The sequence below is a fragment of the Pseudomonas sp. LBUM1666 genome (assembly GCF_059695775.1).
Genome location: NZ_CP166789.1, coordinates 1169723 through 1192228 on the forward strand (window position 1 = coordinate 1169723; position 22506 = coordinate 1192228).

Consider the following 22506-nt stretch of genomic DNA (forward strand, 5'->3'; position numbering starts at 1 on the left):
GTCTACCTGACCGGCCGAGCGGGTTTCAATGTATTTACTGTCCGCAATCAGAGTATCCGGTTCATGTTCCCGATGACGCCCATCGCGGCAGCGCTTGCCTTGCTGTTTTGTTCAGCTGCCCTGGCCGCGCCCACGAACGGTAATTATATGCCGCGCTCTTTACTCGCCCAGGCCAAAGGTTTGCCCGCCGAGTTCGAAGAACACTTCTTTGATGTTCCGCTGGCGGTTCGAGTTGAACGTGATCAACAGTTTTTGGGTGAGGCGATGGTGGTGTTATCCCGTGATGATCGCATCACCTTACTTGAAGTAACCGATGTTCGTGACAGCGACGTGAAAGCCACTGAGCGCGAGGCATTGACCACTTATCTGAAACAAGGCGTGCCACTGGGGGCCTGCACTAACAGTTGCCCGGAAAACCTCTTGGCTGTGCATTACAACCTTGAAAATTCCCTGGTGTCGCTTGTCACCGAAAACGCCGAGCGCAACGACCAGCCGCAGGCCTACTACGAGCAGCCACCGGGCGGCAGCACCGGCCTGATCGTGCGCAATCAACTGAATCTCAACGGCGGGCAGGATCAGGACCTCGGCGGCCGGTATGGCCTGGAGGCTAGCAGCAGCCTCGGCAACTGGACCCAGAGCGTCAACCTGCAACTGGCCCGGCTCGGTGGGCCGGACGATCAGCTCTACCACGCGGTACACGAGCTCTATACCCAGCGCGAACTGCAAGGCCAATTTCTGCGCCTGGGTTACTTCATGCCCAATTCCGAAGGCCTGAGCCGCCAGCCCCGCTCGTTCGGCGCGAGCCCGGACACCGCGGTCGGCGTGATGTACGGCAGTTCCGACAGCCTGGCGATCAACAACCCCAAGCCCAGCGTGTATCCGATTTACGTGACCGCCAACCGCCTCGGCTCGGTGGAGATCTATCGCAATGGCCTGCTGATCAACACGCAACCGGTGCCCGCCGGGTTGCAAACCCTCGATACCCGACCGCTGCCGGGAGGCATTTATGAAGTCGAAGTGCGGCTGATCGAAGACGGTCAGATCACTTCGACCACGCAAGAACTGGTCTACAAACCCAACAACTGGCGCAACCACGACGAACGCTGGCGCTACAACCTGTTCGCCGGGCGCGAAAGCAAGTTGCTAAGCAATTGGCAGGAACAGGCCGAAGGCGACATGACCGCCGGCGCCGCGCTCAACTACCTGCTGCACCCGCGGGTGGTGCTGGGCTTGTCCGGGCGTCAGGTGCGGGATCAGTTGCAATACGGAACGTCCGTGGACTGGACCGTGGCCAACAACGCCAGCCTGTTCGCCAACGTCTATCAGACCGAAGACCACGGCACCGGCCTCGACTTCCAGGGACTATACAGTTACGGCCTGGGCAATGTTGTGGTCAGTCACAATCGCAGCTGGCTCGATACCCGCAACACCTACGAAACCCTGCCCGACGGTACGCGTATTCGCCAGCGCAATGTGTTCAACGGCCAGACCAGCAACTCGTCACTGTCCCTGAGCCATCGCCTGAGCAACCGCACCTCGCTCAATGGCCGGGTGTCCCACAGCGAAGGCAATGTCGAAGGTGTCGGCCTGGACCTGGGCTGGACCCAGCGCGGCAATCTGTTTGGCAACGATGCCAATTGGCGCTTCACCGTGTTCGATCGGCCGGGCAGCACCAGCAGCGGCGACAAGCGTAATCGCGGCGTTGACCTGAGCGTGAGCCTGGCCCTGGGCGGTCCGGGCGAGCAAATTTCCGGCAGCATCGGCTCGCGCACTTCCCGCGATGGCGGGCGCGATAACAACGCCTCGCTGACGTATCGCAAAGACTTGCAGGATTTTATTCTGCAAAGCGTCTCGGCCACCGCGATTGCCGACACCTACGGCCTTGGTGTGTCGGGTACGGCCAATTTCATGACCGACACCGTGCTGGGCGATGCCTTCGTCCAGCGCTCGTCCTTCAGCAGCGACGTCACTGGTGGTTTGAACCTGGACAGCACCTTCGCCGTGGGCGGTCAGAAAATGGTCCTGACCAGCCAGCACCAAGGGCGCGGTGCCGGGATGATCATCGATGTGGAATCCGACGTCGACGCCATCGCCCTGCGCGCCGACGACCTCAGCGGCGGCAGCACCGCTTTGCGTCCGGGTCGCAACTTTGTGCCGATCACCGCCTACAAGAGCGGTTCGGTGAGCTTCGATTTCGAAGGCAACCACGTACCTGCCGCGAGCATTCAACCGGCACGCATGAGCTATCACCTGAACAAGGGCGGCGTGGCCTATCGCAAGGTGCAGGTGATGAAAACCGTGACCGTGCTCGGTCGCCTGCTCGATCCGCAGGGCCAGCCGCTCAAGGGGCATCACATCATCAACCACGCCAGTCGCGGAGTGAGCGAGGTGGACGGGTTCTTCTCCATGGAAATGAACGCCGGCTCACCGACCCTGCAAGTGCGTCGTGGCGATCAGCTGCTGTGCCAGTTCCGTCTCGACCCGAGCAAGGCCCGGCTTGAACAGGACGTGTTGATGATCGGCGACCTGCGTTGCACGCCCGACACCCTGGCAGATGCCACCCTAATCTCCAATGGAGCAGGTTGAGCCATGATCACAAAAATGCAACTGGCGCTGTTAGCGAACACCTTGTGCCTGGTGTTCGCGCACTCTGCAAGTGCTCTGACCCAGGACATCACGGCGGTTTTCAACCCGGATCCGGCGAATCCGTTGAGGAATGAGTTCCTCAACACCACACCGGAAACTGGAATCTGTCCTTGGCACATTCCGGCGAGGTGCAAACAACTGAACATATTCACCATTCGTACCGTCTTTAACGCCGTCACCAAAGGCCCCATCTATCCGAACCCGAAAGATCCGCGGCAAGGGGCGATGTGGAAGGTGCCTTCCGAATGGCGGAACTTGCAAGTGACCCACACGCGCACCGGAGAGGTTGCCGATGTGCAAATGCGTATCGCCGGTATCGGTCACAACTGGAGCATGAATCCCGGTGTTGCTGCATGGGGCTTGCCGGGCGTCAACTGGGATTCGCAATGGCGCAACGCCCCAAGTCCTTGCGAGGGGACTGGTTACATCGCTGCGGGTATCAACTTTGTGTTGTTCTTCTGGCTCGTTCCGGAGGGTGCAGGGGCGTGCAGTCGACAACCGGGGCAGCAGATTAATGGGATGCACTACCGAAACATCGAATATGCCTACGCTCTCAAAACTCCCAATCCTCTTGGCATGTCGTCGGGGCAGTACACCGGCAGCATCAAGTACAGCATCGGCCCTGGTGGGGACTTCGATTTTGGTGACAATATCCAGGCCGATGATGATGCGTTCATCTTTAATTTCACCCTGGATGTGCAACACACCCTCAAGGTCGAAGTGCCTCCGGGTGGCAACAGAGTGGAGTTGGTCCCTCAAGGAGGCTGGCAGGCCTGGCTGCAACGCAACCGCAAACCGGAGCGCTTGTTCCGGGACCAGACTTTCAATATCTCCGCGTCCAGCCGCTTCAAAATGAGCCTCGATTGCCAATACGGCGATGGGGTTAATACCTGCATGTTGTATGAGCCGAACTCCGGGCTCGCGGTGCCTGTGGACGTTGCCGTCAGCCTGCCCAACGGCATGACCGACGGGGCCGGGCAGCCGGTCAACCGGCGCCGGTTGTTGCGTGATGGCAGCGGTACCGAAATCTTTCAACCCGGCCATTACATCGATCGAAAACCGGGGACCCTGCACTTCGAAATCGCCCGTCCGGCCGTTGAGGAAATGCTCGGGCATCCCGACACAACCCCCGCAAAAACCTACGCCGGTAACGTCACGGTTATCTGGGATTCGGAACTGTGATTAGTCCTTTTTTCAAGGTCAGAAAGTCGAGATGTATCGCTGGAGCTTCCGGCTGCTTGATGGTCGAAGTTTCACCGAAGAGTCAGAGTTTGAATAATGAATTGAATTTGATGAGGACAATTATTGCCTCCTGGTTGCTTGGTGTGGCGTTGGGAGGAACTTCACTAATTGTCGAGGCGGCCACAATGAATGTCCGGGCTGAATTCAGCCCGGACGCTGCGAACCCAAGAGATAACAAATTTAAAAACGTCACACCTTCTACCGGTTACTGCGGCTTTCTTCCGGCGGCATGTGAGCATGACAAAATATCCAGTTTCCAAACATCCATTACGTTCAGCTCCAGAGGGCCGATTGTCGGGGGCCACACGGACCCACGACAAGGGGCTATGTTCAAGGCCCCTGCCCAATGGAAAACAATCACGGTTACGAAAGTGGAAGGTGATGGTTCAGCGGGAGAATTCGCGGAAATGAAGGTGCGTATTGCGGGTGTAGGTACTCAGTACAGGCTCAGTGATACTGCCACGAACCTGGTAGGGAGACCGGACTTTGACCAACGTCTTTTATGGGGCGGGGAGGGCTGGAATGTACCGGTTTCTCCATGCAGGCGAACGAGCGTAGCCAGTTATAGTGCAACAGAATATACATCGTTCTGGATTACGCCGGTTGAGGGTACTTGTACTAAAAGAGCCGCTTATACCATTCCCGCTTTCGATTACATTTCTTTCGACTTTGCCTATGCAATTGAAACGCCTGAGCCTTTGAAACTGTCGCAGGGTGTTTACACCGGGAGCATTACTTATCAGATCGGACCGGGTCGCGATTTTGATATGGGCGACATCATGGTGGCCAGTGACGACACGCTCACCCTGAACTTCACCCTGGACGTACAACACACCCTCAAGGTCGAAGTGCCTCCGGGTGGCAACAGAGTGGAGTTGGTACCTCAAGGAGGCTGGCAGGCCTGGCTGCAACGCAACCGCAAACCGGAGCGCTTGTTCCGGGACCAGACTTTCAATATCTCCGCGTCCAGTCGCTTCAAAATGAGCCTCGATTGCCAATACGGCGATGGGGTTAATACCTGCATGTTGTATGAGCCGAACTCCGGGCACGCGGTGCCTGTGGACGTTGCCGTCACCCTGCCCAACGGCATGACCGACGGGGCCGGGCAGCCGGTCAACCGGCGCCGGTTGTTGCGTGATGGCAGCGGTACCGAAATCTTTCAACCCGGCCATTACATCGATCGAAAACCGGGGACCCTGCACTTCGAAATCGCCCGTCCGGCCGTTGAGGAAATGCTCGGGCATCCCGACACAACCCCCGCAAAAACCTACGCCGGTAACGTCACGGTTATCTGGAATTCGGAAATCTGATCATCGCTGCCGGGAGGTTCCCGGGCAGCGTTCAACCTGAGGGATCGAAAGTGATGAAACGTATGTGGGCAGTGTTGGGTGCAGGTTTGTTACCGCTGCTGGCCGAGGCCGGGCCGGCGATCAACGTCGGGGTGGTTTACGACTACCTGGACGGTGACAAAAGCACCTACCTGAAACGGGTTTTCAACGGCGGTGACAGCACTGCCTTCGTCAAGATCAACATTCACGAAATCGTCTATGACGCCGAGGGCAAACCCACGGAACTGCCGATCAAGTCCCAGGCCGACAGCAGCGCCCGGGATGGACTGATGGCCAGCCCGGCGCGGTTGATTGTGCCGGTCAACGGCATGCAGGGTACACGGCTGCTGTTTATGGGTGAGCGCGAGCGTGAACGTTATTTCCGTGTGCGGTTCGTGCCTGTGGTGCCAGAAAAAGAGGACGAATTCGCGGTGTCGAGCGAGGAGCGCGATGAGTACAAAAAAACGATCTCGGCCGGGGTCAATGTGCTGGCCGGTTACGGCACGATTTTCTTCGTGCGGCCCAAGGATGCGCGTTTCAACACGCAGATCGACGACCGTGCCGGCCAGTACGCGCTGAACAACAATGGCAACACCGTGGTGGTAGTCGATGACTTCAAGGACTGCGCCGCCAGCGATGAAAACGATTGCCAGCCGATCACCAAGAACCATGTGCTTCCGGGCAAGGTATTCCGCTTCGAAAAGCAGGCGGGGCGTCAGTACCGTTTCAAACTGGTGGAAGGCGCGGCGCAGAAAAACTATGAGGTGAAAGGGTGAATCGCTCGGGTTTAAAGCGTGGAGTGCAGATTTGGCTGGGTGCCGTTTTGCTGTTGGCCTGCAGTCACGTGCTGGCGGCCCGTGAAGAACAAACCTTTCACGTCTCGGTGACGATCCCCTCCAGCGAGTTTTATGTGTTGCCGGCCAACCCCGGGTTCCTGGAGCGCGAGCAGGTCATGGCGTGGAATCCGGTCAGCGCCGAACTCAGTCCGTTGCGCGAACACTTCGATGTGAAAAACGCCAGTGGCGGTATTTCCGCGCGGTTGGCGGTCGAGCCGTTTCTGTTCAATGGCCGGGAGCGCATTGACCTGGCGGTGCGGTTCAACGGGCAGTTGTTGTCGTTGCTCGAGACGCCGGTGGTGAACGAGCAGCAGGCCCGGGTCGGGCAGCGGGTGCGGCTGGAGATTGCGGCGCTGAAACCGGTTGAGGGTTATATCCCTGGCCAGTATTACGGGACGGTGCAGTTGATGTTTGATGCAGTGAATCCATGAGTGTGAGAAGCGTTATACCTCGAGGCATTGCCGGGGCATTGCTGTATATCGCGCTGTCGGTGCAGGCGCTGGCGGAGGTTATCGAGATTACCGCCTCTTTTACCCCTGATCCGTCCCGGCCACAGGTCAATGAATTCAAGAATACGACGGTCAACAGCGGTTATTGCGCCAACTACCCGTTCGATTGCGCACGATGGAAGATCTTCAGCATCGCCACTGCGATGTCGGTCAATTCCGATCGCCTGATTGCGGCAGGTCACACCAGTCCTCGACAAGGGGCGATGTTCAACATGCCCACGGACTGGAGGGACGTGGACGTCACCGATGAGAAGGGCAACAACAAGGCCGTGGTGCAGGTTCGTATTGCCGGCATTGGTGGCAAATATCGGTTGTCCCGTCGGGCTCAGGAACTGATCGGCGAGGAAATCCAAGCTTATAGCGCCCACAACAAACTGTGGTACAGCGGCGATTGGCTCGGCGCGCCGAGCCCCTGCGACAGTGGGCCCCTTTCGGAGATTGACGATTGGAGCTGGTCGTTTTTCTGGAAGACGCCGGTAGCGGGGGTATGCGCCAAACTGGCGGACTTCGACATCCCCGGGCTGAGCTACGAAAGCGTAGATTTCGCCTATGAATTGCGAACACCCAATCCGCTGAAAATGGCCCCGGGTACTTACACCGGTACGCGGCTGTACACCGTCGCCCCCAATGCCGATTTCGACATGGGCGATGTCATGCAACCCACCACCAGCGCTATCCAGCTGAATTTCACGCTGACGGTGAATCACGTATTGGCGGTGGAGATTCCACCGGGCGGCAACGAGGTGCAACTGGTGCCGGCGGGTGGTTGGCAGGCCTGGTTGCAGCAGGGGCGCAAGCCGAGTCGGTTGCTACGCGATCAGACCTTCAATATCTATGCGTCGACGCCGTTCAAGATGCAATTGAGCTGCGCCATTGACGTGGGCAATACCTGCGGCTTGGAAGATGCGGTGGGCAACCGGGTGCCAGTGAAGGTGGCGGTGAGCTTGCCCCATGGCTTGACGCGTAATGGGCAGCCGGTCGAGCGCCAACCCTTGCGCCTCGACGGCCAGGGCTCCGAGCGTTTCGAGCCGTACCTGTACGTGGCGCGCAAACCCGGCACCCTGCATTTTTCCGTGGAGCAGGACGGCGTCAGGCAGATGCTGGAACTGAGCAGCGCGAAATTCTCCGGCCACGTGACAGTGATCTGGGACTCCGAGGTTTAATCGCTCGCCGTGACGGTCGGTGCCAGACACTCGGTATTGCGCCCCGGTTGCAGGTACGGCGTCAAAATCGGCGCCATGCCCTTGAGTACTTGCACGGGCAGGGCCGAGGTGAACTTGAACGTTTCGGCCGATTGCCCGGGCACGAACGCAGTCATCGTGCCGAAGTGACGATCGCCGATGTAGAACACGAAGGTCGCGGTGCGGTTAATGGATTTCGAACTCAGAACTCGCCCACCCGAACCGAAGGCTTCGATGCGGTTATCGCCCGTACCGGTTTTGCCGCCCATGGCCAACGGTTTGCCATCAGGCGTGATGAAACTGCCGGAGATGCGTTTGGCTGTGCCGGCATCCACCACCTGCGACAACGCTTCGCGCATGGCTGCGGCCACCTCGGAAGGCATCACCCGTTTACCGGCATCCGGGTCATTGATCAGTTTGGTTTCGTACGGCGTGTTCGCTGCAAAATGCAGGCTGTCGATGCGCAGTGTCGGCATGCGCACGCCGTCGTTGAGGATGGTACCGATCAGCTCCGCCAATGCTGCCGGACGGTCGCCGGAACTGCCGATGGCCGTGGCCAGCGACGGCACCAGGTGATCGAACGGATAGCCGACTTTCTGCCAGCGCTGGTGAATGTCGAGGAACGCTTCGATCTCCAGCATGGTGCGAATACGGCTGTCGCGGGCACCCTTGTGACGGCTTTTGAACAGCCAGCTGTAGACTTCCTGGCGTTCGAACTGGCTGGCTTTGACGATCTGGCTGAACTTGGCGTCGGGGTTTTTCAACAAGTAGCCGATCAACCATAGATCCAGCGGGTGAACCTTGGCGATGAAGCCCTGGTCCGGTAGGTCGTAGGCGCCAGGGCCGTAGCTTTCGTAGAGCCGTTGGAGACGTTCGTCGGTCAGTTTTTCGGTGAGCTTGGCGCCTTTCAGGTGCGAGCGCACGAACATGTTGAAGCTTTCCTGACTGGCCTGTGGCAACAGATAACGATGCACCGCGGCCATGCGGATCGGGGTCGGGCGCATGCTGTCGAGAAAGGTCTCGAGCCGCGCCTGGGTGTCTTTGTTCTTGTATTTCTTCCAGAACTTTAGCAGGAACGATGTGCCTTCGCGGTCGGCGAACGAGGCCAGGTATTCCTGGCGGCGAGGGTCGCGGTCGTCCTTGAGCAATTCGGCGCTGCTGTTGGGGCCTGAATACGTGGTGTAGCGCACCAGGTCACGCATCAGCCGAATGAACGGCAGGTTGATCGACTCGCGCAGGGCATCGCGCAGGGTAGGGAGGCGGCCGTTGTCTTCTTTGCGAAAGTTAACGAAAGTGTGCAGCCCGCCACCGGTGAAAAAAGCTTCGCCGGGGCTGGCGGAGTATTTGCGATCCAGCGCAGCGCCGAGCATGCCTGGCAAGTTGCGGTCTTTGTTCTGGATCAGGTAATCGACGGCCCAGCGACTCAGGCGGTCCTGATCAGGGACGTCGACCTTCTTCAGTTCCGGGACGGTCATCGTTGCGTATTTATCGTGCAGCTCGGCGATGATCTGCAAATAGGTGGTCAGCACACGCATCTTGGCGGTGGAGCCCAGTTCCAGCTTGCTGCCTTCATTGATATCGAACGGCTGGTCGGTGCTGTCGGTCTGCACCCGCACCCGCGAGCCGTCCGGGGTCAGTTCGAACAGCGTGAAGCTGTAGCGCACTTGCGTGGTACTGGTGGGGGTCAGCAGGCGTTCGCCCATCAAGCCGATCTGCGCCGCAAACGCAGGGTCGGCCAGATGCTTCAGGTACTCAGTAGCCTGGGTTTGCAACTCGCCTTGCAGGGTGCTGGTGGCGGAAAGATCAAGGCGATCGAGGTCGTACAGCGGACGGTTGAGCAACCCGCCCAGACGACTGCGCGCCACGCTGATGCCCTTGTTGGTTTCGATCGGCTGGATGGTTGGCTGCGTTTGCCAGTCGCGATAGGTCACTTTGCTGGCCAATGCCGCTGCCGCGAGTGGCGCCTCGATCACGCTATTGAGTGCCAGCAGACGAATGTGGCTGTCGGTGAGGTCGGCCAGTTCATCGTGGCCCTTGGTCAGGTAGTGGGAAGGGCGGCGCTGCGCAATCATCAAAGACAGCATCTCACGCAGGGCCAGACCTCTTTCCGACATGCTTTTCGGATCTGTCTCCTTGCTGGCCAGCCGCTCGTTGGCCTGGTTGAAATCGGCGCCGTACCAGACGCGCAAACCTTCGGCCATGCCATGCACTTCACCGTGGCCCGGTACTGCCGACAGGGGCACGCTGTTGAGGTAATCGCGGATCACGTTCTGCCGGGCTTCGAGGGTCTCCGGCCCGGCCTGATAGGCGCGCACACTGGCAGAAATCATCTGACGGATTTTTTCCGCACCCGACACGGTCAGGCCATCGGGCGAATGCCGGTACTTCTCAAGTTGCGTTGCCAGGGTACTGCCGCCCGCCGACTGGCCCGGCAGGTGCATTAACTTGGCGACCTGGGACCACGCCGCCATGCCGAACCGAGGCCAATCCACTGCAGGGTTGGCCCGGGGCTGACGGGGGTCGAGCAGAAAGCGGTTTTCGATGAACAGCAAACTGTTGACCACCACGGGGGGGATCGCCGCGAAGCTTGAATACAGTTGTTGTGGGTATTTGTACTGGTAAAGCGGTGCCGCACGGCAATCGGTGATCGACAATCCAGCCTGGATTTTCTCCGCGTAGGGCACGAAAAAGCCATTGTTGGTGTAGTCCATCAACTTTTGGGAGAACCGGGTCTGGGACGCCACGACGTAGTCACGCTTGATCAGACGCGGCAGGAATTCATCCAGAGAGCTGTAGCCCAGACGCAGGTCGAAAGGACCGGCGCCGGGATAGTGAATGGCATCGCTGGGACCGGGTTTCAGCTCGTAGCTCAGGGTGGCGGCGAATTGGCTGAGTTCCCGGGATTGAAACTTTGACGTGCGCATTTCCTTGGCTGCGGCCAGCCCCAGGACAATCAGAATTATCAGCAACAACAACCAGAACGCCCCCCAGCCGTGCCGGGAACGACGAGGTTTTTCAGGTAAAGGCGCTTCATCCACACGTTCAGTCGGAACCACATTTTCACTCGAATCGGTTTGCCACAAAGCGCCCATAGTCGACTGATCCATTCACGCAGATTGAGAGGACTTGTCTGAAGCTTAGACGGTGGTTGGCCTTGGTGAAAAAATTGTGAATACACAAGTATCGATTTCTCATCGTCAAGTACCTGTGGAAATGGTGAGGGGATTTATGTGGCGAGGGGATTTATCCCCGTTGGAGTGCGAAGCACTCCCCTGTGTCCTTTCAGTCACACCGCATCCACAGGTTTTACGGCTGCTGCGCAACCGAACGGGGATAAATCCCCTCGCCACATAAATCCCCTTCAGCATATAAATCCCCTTCACCACAGGGAGTTCGGTAGCCACAGAAGGGGAGTGACGTTACAACCAGCAGACATCCCAGAGGGGGTAATCACCGATTTTGTCTACGAGCCCTGCTCTCAATGGGTTGGCAACAATGTAACGAGCGAACGGCAGAAGCTCTTCGCCATCACGAATGGTTCGGTCGTGATAGCCGGTTTGCCATAAATAGCCACTTCGGCTGGTCGTTTTGTTCACTGCCTGGGCGCATCGTGCTTTGGTAGCACCGATGACATTCCCTAAATTGTCGTCTTGCAATTGCATCAGCCAATGAAAGTGATCAGGCATAACCACCCAAGCGATTGAATTCACCAGCCCGGAGTCGTGAGCCCGGCGCATTTCTGCGACAAGCAGGCGGCCCAAGCGCCAATCAGAAAATATGGGTTGTCGATCGTGAATAACTGCGGTGATGAGGTAGGCACGATCGTTTTCGGAATTTCTGCCTAAACGCAGGCGATGGGAGTTTGGTTGAGTAGGCAATCCATTGCTTCCTTTCGTGAAAGTCAGGTGACGCTTTCAGGCTAGTGCCCAGTGGTCTGCATTGGCGCTGCGATTGTTGAGTGAAATTTCTGTTTCCTGCGAAGGATCTGGCGAATGAACTCTTGTGGCGAGGGGGCTTGTCGGAACGCCGCATCGCCCCGTTGGACTGCGAAGCAGTCCCATCAGGACATCGCGTGTACCGATTTTACGACTGCTGCGCAGCCGAACGGGGGCAAGCCCCCTCGCCACAAGAGCTCATTCGCCATACGCGGTGGGGAGTCTGAAATGCTGGAACTAGAGCCATCGAGCGGTAAATTCAGCCTATTCAGGGGAATGACGACGCACCATTACCGTGCAATACTCCGCGCCGTTTCATTGGCGAATAATCCTACGTAAGGCAGGTAATGCCCCTCCGTAAACCCGGCTTTTCCCGAGAGTTCTCGCTGAATGTTGTGGTTTATAGAGTGAAAAACCCTGTAGGAAGCTTTTTATACTGCACGCCCCGCTGATCTTGCAGGTTTTGTCCTACAAGACGGGTTTGCCCACGAAGCAGGCCCGGTTTCAGAAAAGCATTGGCTAACCGGTCAGCGCTTCGACACTCGGTGGTCATATCCAATAACAAGACGAGGTTGTACCCCTATGCCAGGCAATCACCTGCCCAATGGCGAGACCGCTCAAGGCGGCCCGCTCAAACGCGAACTCGGCGAACGGCATATTCGCTTGATGGCGCTCGGTGCCTGTATCGGCGTTGGCCTGTTCCTCGGTTCGGCCAAGGCCATCGAGATGGCCGGTCCGGCAATCATGCTGTCCTACATCATCGGCGGTCTGGCGATCCTGGTGATCATGCGCGCCCTCGGCGAGATGGCGGTGCACAACCCGGTCGCCGGCTCCTTCAGCCGTTATGCTCAAGACTACCTCGGCCCCTTGGCGGGCTTCCTGACCGGCTGGAACTACTGGTTCCTGTGGCTGGTGACCTGCGTTGCGGAAATCACCGCGGTGGCGGTGTACATGGGCGTCTGGTTCCCCGATGTGCCGCGCTGGATCTGGGCACTCGCTGCGTTGATCAGCATGGGCTCGATCAACCTGATCGCGGTGAAAGCCTTCGGTGAGTTCGAATTCTGGTTCGCCCTGATCAAGATCGTCACCATCATTGCGATGGTGATCGGCGGTATCGGCGTGATCGCGTTCGGCTTCGGCAACGACGGCGTGGCGCTGGGGGTTTCCAATCTCTGGGCGCATGGCGGCTTCATGCCTAACGGCGTGCAAGGCGTGTTGATGTCCCTGCAAATGGTGATGTTCGCCTACCTCGGCGTCGAGATGATCGGCCTGACCGCCGGTGAAGCGAAGAACCCGCAGAAGACCATTCCCAATGCGATCGGCTCGGTGTTCTGGCGGATTCTGCTGTTCTACGTCGGCGCGCTGTTCGTGATCCTGTCGATCTACCCGTGGAACGAAATCGGCACTCAGGGCAGCCCGTTCGTGATGACCTTCGAGCGCCTGGGCATCAAGACCGCCGCCGGCATCATCAACTTCGTGGTGATCACCGCGGCACTGTCGTCCTGCAACGGCGGCATCTTCAGCACCGGGCGCATGCTGTACAGCCTGGCGCAGAACGGTCAGGCCCCGGCCGGCTTCGCCAAGACCTCGAACAACGGCGTGCCGCGTCGCGCCTTGCTGCTGTCGATCGGTGCCTTGTTGCTGGGTGTGCTGCTCAACTACCTGGTGCCTGAAAAAGTCTTCGTCTGGGTGACGGCGATTGCCACCTTCGGTGCGATCTGGACCTGGGTGATGATCCTGCTGGCCCAGCTCAATTTCCGCAAAGGCCTGAGCGCCAGCGAACGTGCCGGCCTGAAATACAAGATGTGGCTGTACCCGGTCAGCTCGTATCTGGCGTTGGCGTTTTTGGTGCTGGTGGTCGGCCTGATGGCGTACTTCCCGGAGACTCGCGTGGCGCTCTATGTGGGCCCGGCGTTCCTGGTCCTGCTGACGGTGTTGTTCTACGTGTTCAAGCTGCAACCGACCAATGTGTCGCAGGGTGCGGTGCGTTCGGCTTCGTAAGACGTAACGCCTGAAATGAAAAAGCCCCGGTCCATTGGCCGGGGCTTTTGCATTTCAGGCTGTCGCGGTTTGCACTGATCGATTCAGGCGTTTATTGAAATCCAGCCACGCCCCCAGCAACGCCATCACCCCGGCACCCACCAACGCTGTGAAAACCTGCATGGCAAACGCATCGTCGGTCAGGGCGTTGAGCATGTCCGCCAAGGGCGCCAACAGCACGCCGAGGCAGAAAACTTCCAGTGAGTAGCGCCCCATGCGACAGCATTGCTGCGCCAGCCAGTTTTGCGTCCAGCCGTTGCCGGGCAAGAGCCTGGCGGTGACATAAGCCAGCGCCAGGAAGTGCAGCAGCCGGACGGGCGACAGATCGGTCTTGCTGATCGGGTACAGCAGGTTGCTCAGGCTGGCGGGCATCACGGCATCGTGTATTTCCGGCCAGCGCCAGGAGACAGTCATCACGCCGGTCACCACCACGTACACCGCCGCGCTGACAAACAAGGGCTGGCGCAACAGCGGACGAGTGTCGGGTAACCGGGGCCGCTGCCCGTGAATCGCCGCAAAGCCGCCGAGGATAAACAGCAGTTGCCAGGTGACGGGGTTGAAGTACCACACGCCGTCCTTGATGGCCGCGAGGTTCCAGCCAAACCGCGGTGCCAGCAGGTACACCGCCAATGACACCGCTACGACCGCCCACGGCTTGCGCACCAGCAACGGCAGGACCAGTGGCAATCCCGCCAGCAGCACGATGTACAGCGGCAGCGGGTCCATCAGGTTCGGCTTGAAGCGCAGCAGTAACTCATCCGTCAACGCTTGCTGGGGGTTGGTGATGAAGTGATGCAGGCCCATTTCCTCCACCAGATCGCGGGTTTCCACATGGCTGTTGGCGAAGAACACGATGCCCATCAGCATGGCCAGCAGGAAAATGTGCACCACGTAGAGTACCCAGGCGCGCCGCAGAATCTTCACGCAGGCGATCAGGTAGCCATCGCGCGCAAGGATTTTGCCGTAGGCCAAAACGGCCGCGTAGCCGGCGAGAAACACGAATATTTCTGCGGCATCGCTGAAACCGACGTTGCGCAGGGTGATTTGGCCAAGGGGGTTGTGAGGCACGTGATCCCAAAAAATGAAGATCAGTGCCAGGCCGCGAAAAAAGTCGATTCGGTGATCGCGCTCAAACGTCATGACGGCGGGCTCGTGAACGGGTGTTGAGATAAGGAGTAACCGACGGCACCAAAGGTTGCGCGCCGCACATTGGCGGCGCGCAGGGTGGCGTGATTCGCTGGCAATTGCAAAACCGGGATATTACGGGATGTCTCCTGGCAGGGCGGCGGCCCTGACCGCTGGTCTGAAAGGCGCGTACACCTGTGATTTCTGACAGTAGACAGGTTCAAAGTTTTATTACCTGAAACGGGAGAGTCAGCATGAGGCTCTTGTGGAAAGGATTGTCCAGTTACGCGGTGGTCGGGGTCGCCAACACGCTGATCCACTGGCAAATTTTTTTTCTGCTGAGCGTGGGGGCCGACTTCAGTCAGGCTGTCAGCAACCTGGCTGCTTTCTGCGTTGCCGCCTCGTTTTCCTTCTACATGAATGCGCTGTATACCTTCGATACCAAGGCGTCGGTCGGCGGCTATCTTCTATTCTTGGGAACCATGGGGGCGCTGAGTCTGGGCGTCGGCCATGCAGGCGACGTGTGGAGACTTCACGGCCTGCTGACGGTGGCTATCTTTTCGGCATTGAGCCTGGTGCTTGGCTTTCTGTTTTCAAAGTACGTGGTCTTTCGCGAGCGTAGTGCATGAAAGTCTCGTTGATCGTTCCGGTATTCAATGAAGAACAGGCGATCAGCCTGTTTTATCAGGCAGTGCGTCGCGAGTTGAAGCTTGGCCAGGCAGAAGTCGAGATCGTGTTCATCAACGATGGCAGTTCCGACCGGACGGCTGAGGAGGTCAAGGCCTTGGCGCAGGCCGATGAACAGGTCTTGCTGATCAACTTCTCGCGCAACTTCGGCAAGGAACCGGCGTTGTTCGCCGGCCTGGAATATGCCACCGGCGATGCGGTGATTCCCATGGACGTGGATTTGCAGGACCCGATCAGCGTCATCCCGCGGTTGATTGGCGAATGGCAAAAAGGCGCGGATGTGGTGCTCGCCAAACGCCGGGATCGCACCGCCGACAGTTACCTGAAACGCCACAGCGCGTCGCTGTTCTACCGTGTGCTGAACCGTATCGCTTACACCCGCATCGAAGAAAACGTCGGGGATTTCCGGCTGATGGATCGCAAGGTGGTCGACGTGATTCGCGCGCTTCCCGAGCACCAGTTGTTCATGAAAGGCGTGCTGTCGTGGGCCGGGTTCACCACCGTGGTGGTGGAGTACGAGCGCGCTGAGCGAGCGGCGGGCACCAGCAAGTTCAATGGCTGGAAACTCTGGAACCTGGCGCTGGAAGGCGTGACCTCGTTCAGCACGGTGCCGTTGCGCTTATGGACTTACGTCGGTGGCGGTATCTCGATCTTCGCGGTGCTCTACGCGGTGTACATGGTGCTGGACAAGATTTTCTTCGGCAACAGCGTCCCCGGTTACCCGTCGTTGATGACGGCCATTCTGTTTCTCGGCGGCGTACAGCTGATCGGCATCGGCATCCTCGGTGAGTACGTCGGCCGCATCTACATCGAAGCCAAGCATCGGCCGCGCTATGTGGTGAAAGACATCGTCGGCGGCAAAGACCGGCTCGGGATTTAGCATGGGCAGGTTCAGCGACTTTTTCAGCAAGGAACTCGGGCGTCGTCAGGTCTGGCTGTTTTTTCTGTTGGCGACCTTTGTGTATGTGGTGCCGCTGATCCTCGCGGACTATCCGTATATCGATGACAACTGGCGATCGTTGTCAGCCGCGGCCGGTACGGCTTGGGCGGAGCAGGGACGGTTATTCACCGAGCTGTTCTACAACGCGCTGACCTTCGGCGATGCCGCACCGAACATCTTTCCGTTACCGCTATTGATCGCCACGCTGGCCATGGCCGCGGCATTGACCAGCCTGACGTTTCATTACTACCCGCAACCGACGATTGCCTGCTGCCTGGTGCCGTTGCCGCTCTGGTACAACCCGTTCTTTCTACAAAACCTGTCCTATCAATACGACGGCCCCGCCATGGCGTTGAGCGTGGTGGCGGTCATCTACGCGATCACCTTTCGTCATTCCTCGCGCATTGTTCATTGGCTGGTGCCTTCCTTCCTGATTGCCCTGGCGTTGGGGCTCTATCAGGTGAGCCTTAATGTGTTTCTTGGCCTGTGTTGCCTGGAACTGCTCAGGAACGCGAATGACAAGCTGGCCTGGCCGCAGTGGTGCGAGTTGATCGGCTGGAAAATATCGCAGGCCATCCTGGGCTGGTTGATTTACAGCGTCAGTGCTTATCCGTTCATGAGTGGAAATCGCACCTTGTTGTTGAACTGGACGGCGCAGCCCCTGCTGCAACTTCAAATCAACATCGCCCGAGTGCTGGAAAAAGTCGTGCTGCTGTTTCACGGCGGATTTGCCTGGGTGTTCGCCGCACTGCTGCTGTGTGCCATTGCCGGCAGTGTCCGGCTGGGGCTGAACGTGCTGGAGCGTCAGGACACCGGGCTGAAGAAAATCCTGATCGGCCTGGTGTGTTTACTGACATTGCCGGTCGTGACGCTGCTGGTGTCGGGTGTCGCGCTGTTGTTCCGAGACTTCAATGAAGGGGCCAGGACCCTGATGGGCTTCGCGGTCCTGTTGGTGCTGTTGTTCTATTTGAGCCATCTGGTGCTGGCACGAATCCACGAGCGGCTGCCGCTGTTGTTGATGGTTCCACTGCTGGCGATGCTTTCGATTTCGTATGCCTATGGGCGCGTGCTGACGGTGCAGAAAGCCTTCGCGTCCAGCGCGTTGTTAAGTCTTGAACACGACATCACGTCGAATCGACAGCTGCTCGAAGCCAAGCGCATTTACCTGTCAGTGACTTATTCCGATCACTGGCTGCTGGGGGCGGCGGGCTCGTTCAAGCAGATGCCGGTGTTGCACTATCTGCTGAACATCGACTTCTTCATGCTGGCCGAGAACCTGCCGAAAGTGGGCATCACCAACGTGGTGGCGGAGAAGGAGCGACGTAACGCGACCCGGGTGGGTTATCAGGGTTATCCACCGGTGGTGGAGAACCCGTACTACCGGATTTATCTGCTGGGCGATTACGGTTTTATTGTCATGAAAGAGCCCGCCCCGACCACTCAACTTCACTGGTGAAAGGTGTTGATTTGACTGACCGTTTGTCTGGAATACCGGCCTGCCTGTTATTTGTGACAGTAGACCGTTACTAGAGCATCACTTAGTTTGAAAGGCACCTGAAACCGGGCTATTGGCAGGAGCCAGCATGAAAGTTTTATGGAAAGGATTCTCTAGCTACGCGGTGATTGCCGTGGCCAATGCGCTGATCCATTGGCAGATCTTTTATGTGCTCACTGTCGCTGCCGAACTCAGTCAGGCGATCAGCAACCTCGTGTCGTTTTGCGTTGCGGCGTCCTTTTCTTTCTATGTGAATGCGCTTTACACCTTTGAGAGCAAGGCGACGATGCTTGGCTATCTGTTGTTCAGCGCTGTCATGGGTGTCGTGAGCTACGGCGTCGGACGTATTGCCGATCTGTGGCAGGTGCATGGTTTGGTGACGGTGACGTCGTTTTGGCTGTTGAACTTGATAGGCGAGTTCTTCTTTTCCAGGTTTGTGGTGTTTCGTGGATGTGAGTCATGAGGGTTTCTCAGCCTACGATCCCGATGTTTGGGCCGCTTCACGGGTGACGGCAGACGTCAGAACGCATCCATCAGCACGACAATGCAATCCCTGGCCTGGTAAGCATTGATCTGCGGTACCAGCCGCCGAAAGTGCTCAGATTGGCAATGAGCATCCAGCGCCGCCTGATTCGGCCATTGTTCGATGAAGATAAAGTGCCCGGGGTCTTTTTGATCGACGAACAGGTCGTAAGCGATGCAATCGGGCTCCAGTCGAGTCTTCTCGACCAGTTCGGCGTACCACGGGCGAACCGTTTCAATGTATTGGGGTTTGATGAAATCCTGAGCGATGACTTTCAGCATGCTGTCCTTCCTTGGTGTAAAGCCAACCTCCCGATGAGGTTGGCGTTCAAGCGTTGTTTACGCAGCAGCCATCTCATTAGGCTCAAAACTGTCCGCCCGCGCCATCTGCCACATCCGTGAGTAAAACTCGCCATTCACTTCACCGGTCAGCAACTCCCCCGGTTTCAAGAACACATGCAGTTGCGAGAACAGTTTGATCTCGGTCGCCGACATACGTCGTACCAAATGCTTGGCCGACAATTGCGAAGGATGTTCCAACCCGGCAGCGGCAAGCATTTCGGCCAGGGCCTTGAGGGTGTTGCGGTGGAAGTTGAAGACGCGTTGGGCCTTGTCCGGAACCACCAGTGCGCGTTGGCGCAGGGTGTCCTGGGTGGCGACACCGGTCGGGCATTTGTTGGTGTGGCAGCTTTGCGACTGGATGCAACCGATGGCGAACATGAAGCCGCGTGCCGAGTTGGCCCAGTCGGCGCCGATGGCCAGGACGCTGGCGATGTCGAAGGCGCTGACGATCTTGCCGCTGGCGCCGAGTTTGATTTTGTCTCGCAGGTTCAGGCCGACCAGCGTGTTGTGCACGAACAGCAGGCCTTCGCGCATCGGTACACCGATGTGGTCGGTGAACTCCACGGGCGCGGCGCCGGTGCCGCCTTCCTTGCCATCGACCACGATGAAGTCGGGGAGGATGCCGGTTTCCAGCATGGCCTTGGCGATGCCCATGAATTCCCACGGGTGGCCCAGGCAAAACTTGAAGCCCACCGGTTTGCCGCCGGACAGTTCGCGCAGCTGCGCGATGAAGTGCATCAGTTCAATCGGCGTGGAAAACGCGCTGTGCCGAGATGGCGAGATGCAATCTTCGCCCATCAGGATGCCGCGGGTTTCGGCGATTTCCTTGGTGACCTTGTGCTTGGGCAGAATCCCGCCATGACCGGGCTTGGCGCCCTGGCTCATCTTGATTTCGATCATCCGCACTTGGGGTGTCTGCGCTTGAGCCGCGAAGCGTTCAGGGTCGAAGCGCCCGTCAGCGGTGCGGCATCCAAAGTAGCCGCTGCCGAGTTCCCAGGTCAGGTCGCCGCCGTTTTCCCGGTGATAGGCGCTGATGCTGCCTTCGCCGGTGTCGTGGGCGAAGTTGCCGAGTTTCGCCCCCTGGTTCAACGCGCGAATGGCGTTGGCGCTGAGGGAGCCGAAGCTCATGGCCGAGATGTTGAACACGGACGCCGAGTACGGCTGAGTGCACTGCGGGCCGCCGACCATTACCCGGAAACTGCTCGGGTCGCTCAACGGCGCCGGGCGCATGGAGTGGCCGATGAATTCGAAGCCTGACTGATACACATCGATCAACGTGCCGAAGGGTTTGTCGGCGCTTTCGTTTTTTGCGCGCGAATAGACCAGCGAACGCTGGGCCCGGGAGAAGGGCAGGGCGTCGCTGTCGGATTCGAGCAGGTACTGGCGAATTTCCGGGCGAATACCCTCCACCAGATAGCGGATGTTGCCGAGGATCGGGTAATTACGGCGCACCGCGTGAGGGCTTTGCAGCAGATCGAACAGACCCACGAGGCTGAGAATGCCGGTGACGACGGTGATCGGCCAGAGCCAGTCGTGCTCCAGGAAGGGCAGGCTGGCGAGGGTAAACATCACACAGACGGCAAAGAAGGCGTAGCGGCTCAGGAGTGACAGGCTCATACGGGTTCCTTGGGTTCGGACTCAATAGTTTCAACGCAGCAGGCGCATGGATACACACAGATCCCTGTGGGAGTGAGCCTGCTCGTGATTGCGGTGGTTCAGTCGACATCAATGCTGAATGACAGACCGCAATCGCGAGCAGGCTCGCTCCCACAGTAAAAAGTACTCCGCGTTGCAATCAGGCATTTTGTGCCTGGAGAAAAATCGAAAACAGCTCGGACTGGGATTTGATCCCCAGTTTGCTGTACATGTGTTTCTTATGGACTTTCACGGTTTCGACAGAGATTTCCAGCTTGCGGGCGATTTCTTTACTGGAGCAGCCGCTGAGCATCAAGCGCCCGACATCCAGCTCCCGGGCGGTCAATTGCGCGCCTTTGAGTTGCTGCACCGACGCCTCCAGCTGCACGCGCCAGTCGACTTGCGGCGGTGCCGGTGCGAGGGCCACGACTTCGTTGATTTCGTAGGGCAGGCGCTGGCGCAACAGGCCGAGCACCCAGGGCTGGATCAGCGACAGCAAGGCAATCTGCTGGCCGCTGAAACGTTGCTTGCTGCCCAGTGACAGGCACAGTGTGCGGTCGCCTTCGAGTTGGCAATTGAACTGGATTTCATCGGCCACCACATTCAGACGAAAGTAGCGTTGGTAATACTCGGTCAGCTCGAAATGCTCCGGTGCCACTTCCGACAGGCGATAGAGCCCGGTGCGCGACTGCTCGCGACAGGCGATGTAGAACGGATCGAGCAGGTACAAACCGCGCAGATAGTCCTGGAACAACTGATCAGGACTGCCGTCCGCGCCCGGGCATTCGGCGAACACTTGCGGGTGCTGATCGGCGCTGAAAAGCAGCGCCACCCAGCTGTCGAAGGTCACGTACTGATCCAGCAGCCGTACCAGCTGCGTCCAGAAGTTGGGCTTGTCCAGGGCGTCGATCAGTTGCCCGACCGAGCGGTGCCACGCGATGTCGTCTAACGAGAGTGTCATGCCTCTACCCCTATCGGGTTACCCCAGCGGCGTGATTCCCCGGCCGGTGGCTTGCTGCGCATACTGGCGCACAGACACCGACCGGGCAATCTTTCTGCCAGCCTGGTTAAGAACAAGGAATACCCATGAAAGTCGAACTCGCCCAGTTGGCGGGCCGTGACAACGACACGGCTTACAACCTCGAACGCGCTCTGAAGGCGATGGCTGCCTGTGCTGCCGATACGCAGCTGATCGTGTTTCCCGAAACCCACCTGATGGGCTTTCCGTCCCTCGAGGCGTTGGCCGAAACCGCCGAACCGCTGGAGGGTCCAACCGTCAGCGCAGTGCTGGCTGCTGCCCGTGAACGCAACATCGCCGTGGTGATCGGCATGGCCGAGAACGACAACGGCCGCTTCTACAACACCACGCTGCTGATTACCCCCGAAGGTATCGCGCTGAAATACCGCAAGACGCACCTGTGGGCATCGGATCGCGGTGTGTTCGAGGCCGGCGACCGTTACGCCACGTGTGAGTGGAACGGCATTCGGGTCGGCCTGCTGATTTGCTACGACATCGAATTCCCGGAAACAGCCCGGGCCCTGGCGCAATTGGGGGCCGAACTGTTGATCGTCACCAACGGCAACATGGACCCTTACGGCCCGACTCACCGCACCGCGATCATGGCCCGCGCCCAGGAAAACCAGGCGTTTGCGCTGATGGTCAACCGGGTGGAAGAGGGCGATGGCGGGTTGGTGTTTGCGGGCGGCAGTGCGCTGGTGGACCCGCTGGGGACTTTGTTGTTCGAGGCCGGGCGTGAGGAAGGGCAGTTTGCAGTTGAGCTGGACCTGAATCAGCTGACGGCGGCGCGGCAGGATTATCGGTATCTGGATGATCAGCGGCTGCGGTTGCCTGGGGAGATTGTTGAGCATGCTTGTGGATTGCGGGAGCTGCTGATTCCTTCGCGCTAGGAAGTATGCGGGGTGTCAGTTCTAACCACCCCTCACCCTAACCCTCTCCCCAAGGGGTAGAGGGGACTGACCGAGGCAATTCAAAGCGCTACATCGACCTGAAATACCGAGTCGAACTCAGGATCTGAAGCGCAT

At 58.6% G+C, this 22506-nt stretch carries 18 protein-coding genes; 12 read left to right on the forward strand and 6 right to left on the reverse strand.

Annotated elements, in window-relative coordinates; genetic code table 11:
* Positions 1 to 63: 63 nt before the first annotated feature.
* The 6 genes from ACA056_RS05205 (at position 64) to ACA056_RS05230 (ending at position 7724) form a co-directional block, all read left to right on the forward strand.
* Positions 64 to 2586, forward strand: coding sequence for a CS1-pili formation C-terminal domain-containing protein (locus ACA056_RS05205; RefSeq protein WP_497270993.1), 2523 nt, complete (start codon positions 64 to 66; stop codon positions 2584 to 2586).
* Between the two features lie 15 nt (positions 2587 to 2601).
* Positions 2602 to 3828, forward strand: coding sequence for a hypothetical protein (locus tag ACA056_RS05210; protein ID WP_497270995.1), 1227 nt, complete (start codon positions 2602 to 2604; stop codon positions 3826 to 3828).
* 89 nt (positions 3829 to 3917) lie between these two features.
* Positions 3918 to 5198: a hypothetical protein gene (locus ACA056_RS05215; RefSeq protein ID WP_497270997.1), complete on the forward strand. Its 1281-nt coding sequence runs from the start codon at positions 3918 to 3920 to the stop codon at positions 5196 to 5198.
* A 53-nt stretch (positions 5199 to 5251) separates the two neighbouring features.
* On the forward strand, positions 5252 to 5992 hold the full coding sequence (locus ACA056_RS05220; protein WP_497270999.1) for a molecular chaperone: 741 nt from the start codon (positions 5252 to 5254) through the stop codon (positions 5990 to 5992).
* A 23-nt stretch (positions 5993 to 6015) separates the two neighbouring features.
* The gene (locus ACA056_RS05225) at positions 6016 to 6483 is read left to right on the forward strand and encodes a CS1 type fimbrial major subunit (RefSeq protein ID WP_497271001.1); all 468 of its coding nucleotides are present in this window, start codon (positions 6016 to 6018) and stop codon (positions 6481 to 6483) included.
* Positions 6480 to 7724: a hypothetical protein gene (locus tag ACA056_RS05230; protein ID WP_497271003.1), complete on the forward strand. Its 1245-nt coding sequence runs from the start codon at positions 6480 to 6482 to the stop codon at positions 7722 to 7724. Before ACA056_RS05225 ends, ACA056_RS05230 begins: the two co-directional genes overlap by 4 nt.
* Here the strand turns inward: ACA056_RS05230 and ACA056_RS05235 are convergent.
* Both ACA056_RS05235 and ACA056_RS05240 read right to left on the reverse strand, forming a co-directional pair.
* The gene (locus ACA056_RS05235; protein WP_497271005.1) at positions 7721 to 10834 is read right to left on the reverse strand and encodes a transglycosylase domain-containing protein; all 3114 of its coding nucleotides are present in this window, start codon (positions 10832 to 10834) and stop codon (positions 7721 to 7723) included. The genes ACA056_RS05230 and ACA056_RS05235 overlap by 4 nt on opposite strands.
* A gap of 327 nt (positions 10835 to 11161) precedes the next feature.
* Positions 11162 to 11620 (reverse strand): REP-associated tyrosine transposase, encoded by a 459-nt coding sequence (locus ACA056_RS05240; protein WP_497271007.1) that lies wholly within the window; start codon positions 11618 to 11620, stop codon positions 11162 to 11164.
* 639 nt (positions 11621 to 12259) lie between these two features.
* Between ACA056_RS05240 and ACA056_RS05245 the strand changes: the two genes are divergently transcribed.
* Complete coding sequence (locus ACA056_RS05245; protein WP_497271009.1) at positions 12260 to 13678, forward strand: amino acid permease; 1419 nt, start codon at positions 12260 to 12262, stop codon at positions 13676 to 13678.
* A 54-nt stretch (positions 13679 to 13732) separates the two neighbouring features.
* Here the strand turns inward: ACA056_RS05245 and ACA056_RS05250 are convergent, their stop codons facing one another.
* A complete protein-coding gene (locus ACA056_RS05250) occupies positions 13733 to 14857 on the reverse strand; it encodes an OpgC family protein (RefSeq protein ID WP_497271011.1) in 1125 nt (374 codons plus the stop codon).
* Positions 14858 to 15096: 239 nt separating this feature from the next.
* Between ACA056_RS05250 and ACA056_RS05255 the strand changes: the two genes are divergently transcribed.
* From ACA056_RS05255 to ACA056_RS05270, 4 genes are all read left to right on the forward strand, one after another.
* On the forward strand, positions 15097 to 15471 hold the full coding sequence (locus ACA056_RS05255) for a GtrA family protein (RefSeq protein WP_497271013.1): 375 nt from the start codon (positions 15097 to 15099) through the stop codon (positions 15469 to 15471).
* Complete coding sequence (locus tag ACA056_RS05260) at positions 15468 to 16409, forward strand: glycosyltransferase family 2 protein (protein ID WP_497271015.1); 942 nt, start codon at positions 15468 to 15470, stop codon at positions 16407 to 16409. The genes ACA056_RS05255 and ACA056_RS05260 overlap by 4 nt, the downstream gene beginning before the upstream one ends.
* A 1-nt stretch (position 16410) precedes the next feature.
* Complete coding sequence (locus tag ACA056_RS05265; protein WP_497271017.1) at positions 16411 to 17925, forward strand: glucosyltransferase domain-containing protein; 1515 nt, start codon at positions 16411 to 16413, stop codon at positions 17923 to 17925.
* 127 nt (positions 17926 to 18052) lie between these two features.
* The gene (locus tag ACA056_RS05270) at positions 18053 to 18427 is read left to right on the forward strand and encodes a GtrA family protein (RefSeq protein WP_497271019.1); all 375 of its coding nucleotides are present in this window, start codon (positions 18053 to 18055) and stop codon (positions 18425 to 18427) included.
* Positions 18428 to 18483: 56 nt separating this feature from the next.
* On the opposite strand, the gene ACA056_RS05275 is transcribed toward ACA056_RS05270, so the two are convergent.
* From ACA056_RS05275 to ACA056_RS05285, 3 genes are all read right to left on the reverse strand, one after another.
* Entirely contained in the window at positions 18484 to 18768 is a 285-nt protein-coding gene (locus ACA056_RS05275; protein ID WP_497271021.1) for a putative quinol monooxygenase, read from the reverse strand.
* A gap of 57 nt (positions 18769 to 18825) precedes the next feature.
* Positions 18826 to 20445: an FMN-binding glutamate synthase family protein gene (locus ACA056_RS05280; RefSeq protein ID WP_497271023.1), complete on the reverse strand. Its 1620-nt coding sequence runs from the start codon at positions 20443 to 20445 to the stop codon at positions 18826 to 18828.
* A 178-nt stretch (positions 20446 to 20623) separates the two neighbouring features.
* Complete coding sequence (locus tag ACA056_RS05285) at positions 20624 to 21424, reverse strand: helix-turn-helix transcriptional regulator (RefSeq protein ID WP_008147857.1); 801 nt, start codon at positions 21422 to 21424, stop codon at positions 20624 to 20626.
* A 125-nt stretch (positions 21425 to 21549) separates the two neighbouring features.
* Here ACA056_RS05285 and ACA056_RS05290 point away from each other — a divergent pair, with 125 nt between their 5' ends.
* On the forward strand, positions 21550 to 22371 hold the full coding sequence (locus ACA056_RS05290; RefSeq protein WP_497271025.1) for a carbon-nitrogen hydrolase family protein: 822 nt from the start codon (positions 21550 to 21552) through the stop codon (positions 22369 to 22371).
* The last annotated feature ends 135 nt before the right edge of the window (positions 22372 to 22506 follow it).

Coding starts and splice junctions, on each gene's coding strand:
- ACA056_RS05205 (WP_497270993.1), top strand. CDS start 64: ATGTTCCCGATGACGCCCATCGCGGCAGCGCTTGCCTTGCTGTTTTGT.
- ACA056_RS05275 (WP_497271021.1), bottom strand. CDS start 18,768: ATGCTGAAAGTCATCGCTCAGGATTTCATCAAACCCCAATACATTGAA.
- ACA056_RS05270 (WP_497271019.1), top strand. CDS start 18,053: ATGAAAGTTTTATGGAAAGGATTCTCTAGCTACGCGGTGATTGCCGTG.
- ACA056_RS05235 (WP_497271005.1), bottom strand. CDS start 10,834: ATGGGCGCTTTGTGGCAAACCGATTCGAGTGAAAATGTGGTTCCGACT.
- ACA056_RS05280 (WP_497271023.1), bottom strand. CDS start 20,445: ATGAGCCTGTCACTCCTGAGCCGCTACGCCTTCTTTGCCGTCTGTGTG.
- ACA056_RS05265 (WP_497271017.1), top strand. CDS start 16,411: ATGGGCAGGTTCAGCGACTTTTTCAGCAAGGAACTCGGGCGTCGTCAG.
- ACA056_RS05260 (WP_497271015.1), top strand. CDS start 15,468: ATGAAAGTCTCGTTGATCGTTCCGGTATTCAATGAAGAACAGGCGATC.
- ACA056_RS05210 (WP_497270995.1), top strand. CDS start 2,602: ATGCAACTGGCGCTGTTAGCGAACACCTTGTGCCTGGTGTTCGCGCAC.
- ACA056_RS05220 (WP_497270999.1), top strand. CDS start 5,252: ATGAAACGTATGTGGGCAGTGTTGGGTGCAGGTTTGTTACCGCTGCTG.
- ACA056_RS05255 (WP_497271013.1), top strand. CDS start 15,097: ATGAGGCTCTTGTGGAAAGGATTGTCCAGTTACGCGGTGGTCGGGGTC.
- ACA056_RS05285 (WP_008147857.1), bottom strand. CDS start 21,424: ATGACACTCTCGTTAGACGACATCGCGTGGCACCGCTCGGTCGGGCAA.
- ACA056_RS05290 (WP_497271025.1), top strand. CDS start 21,550: ATGAAAGTCGAACTCGCCCAGTTGGCGGGCCGTGACAACGACACGGCT.
- ACA056_RS05245 (WP_497271009.1), top strand. CDS start 12,260: ATGCCAGGCAATCACCTGCCCAATGGCGAGACCGCTCAAGGCGGCCCG.
- ACA056_RS05250 (WP_497271011.1), bottom strand. CDS start 14,857: ATGACGTTTGAGCGCGATCACCGAATCGACTTTTTTCGCGGCCTGGCA.
- ACA056_RS05230 (WP_497271003.1), top strand. CDS start 6,480: ATGAGTGTGAGAAGCGTTATACCTCGAGGCATTGCCGGGGCATTGCTG.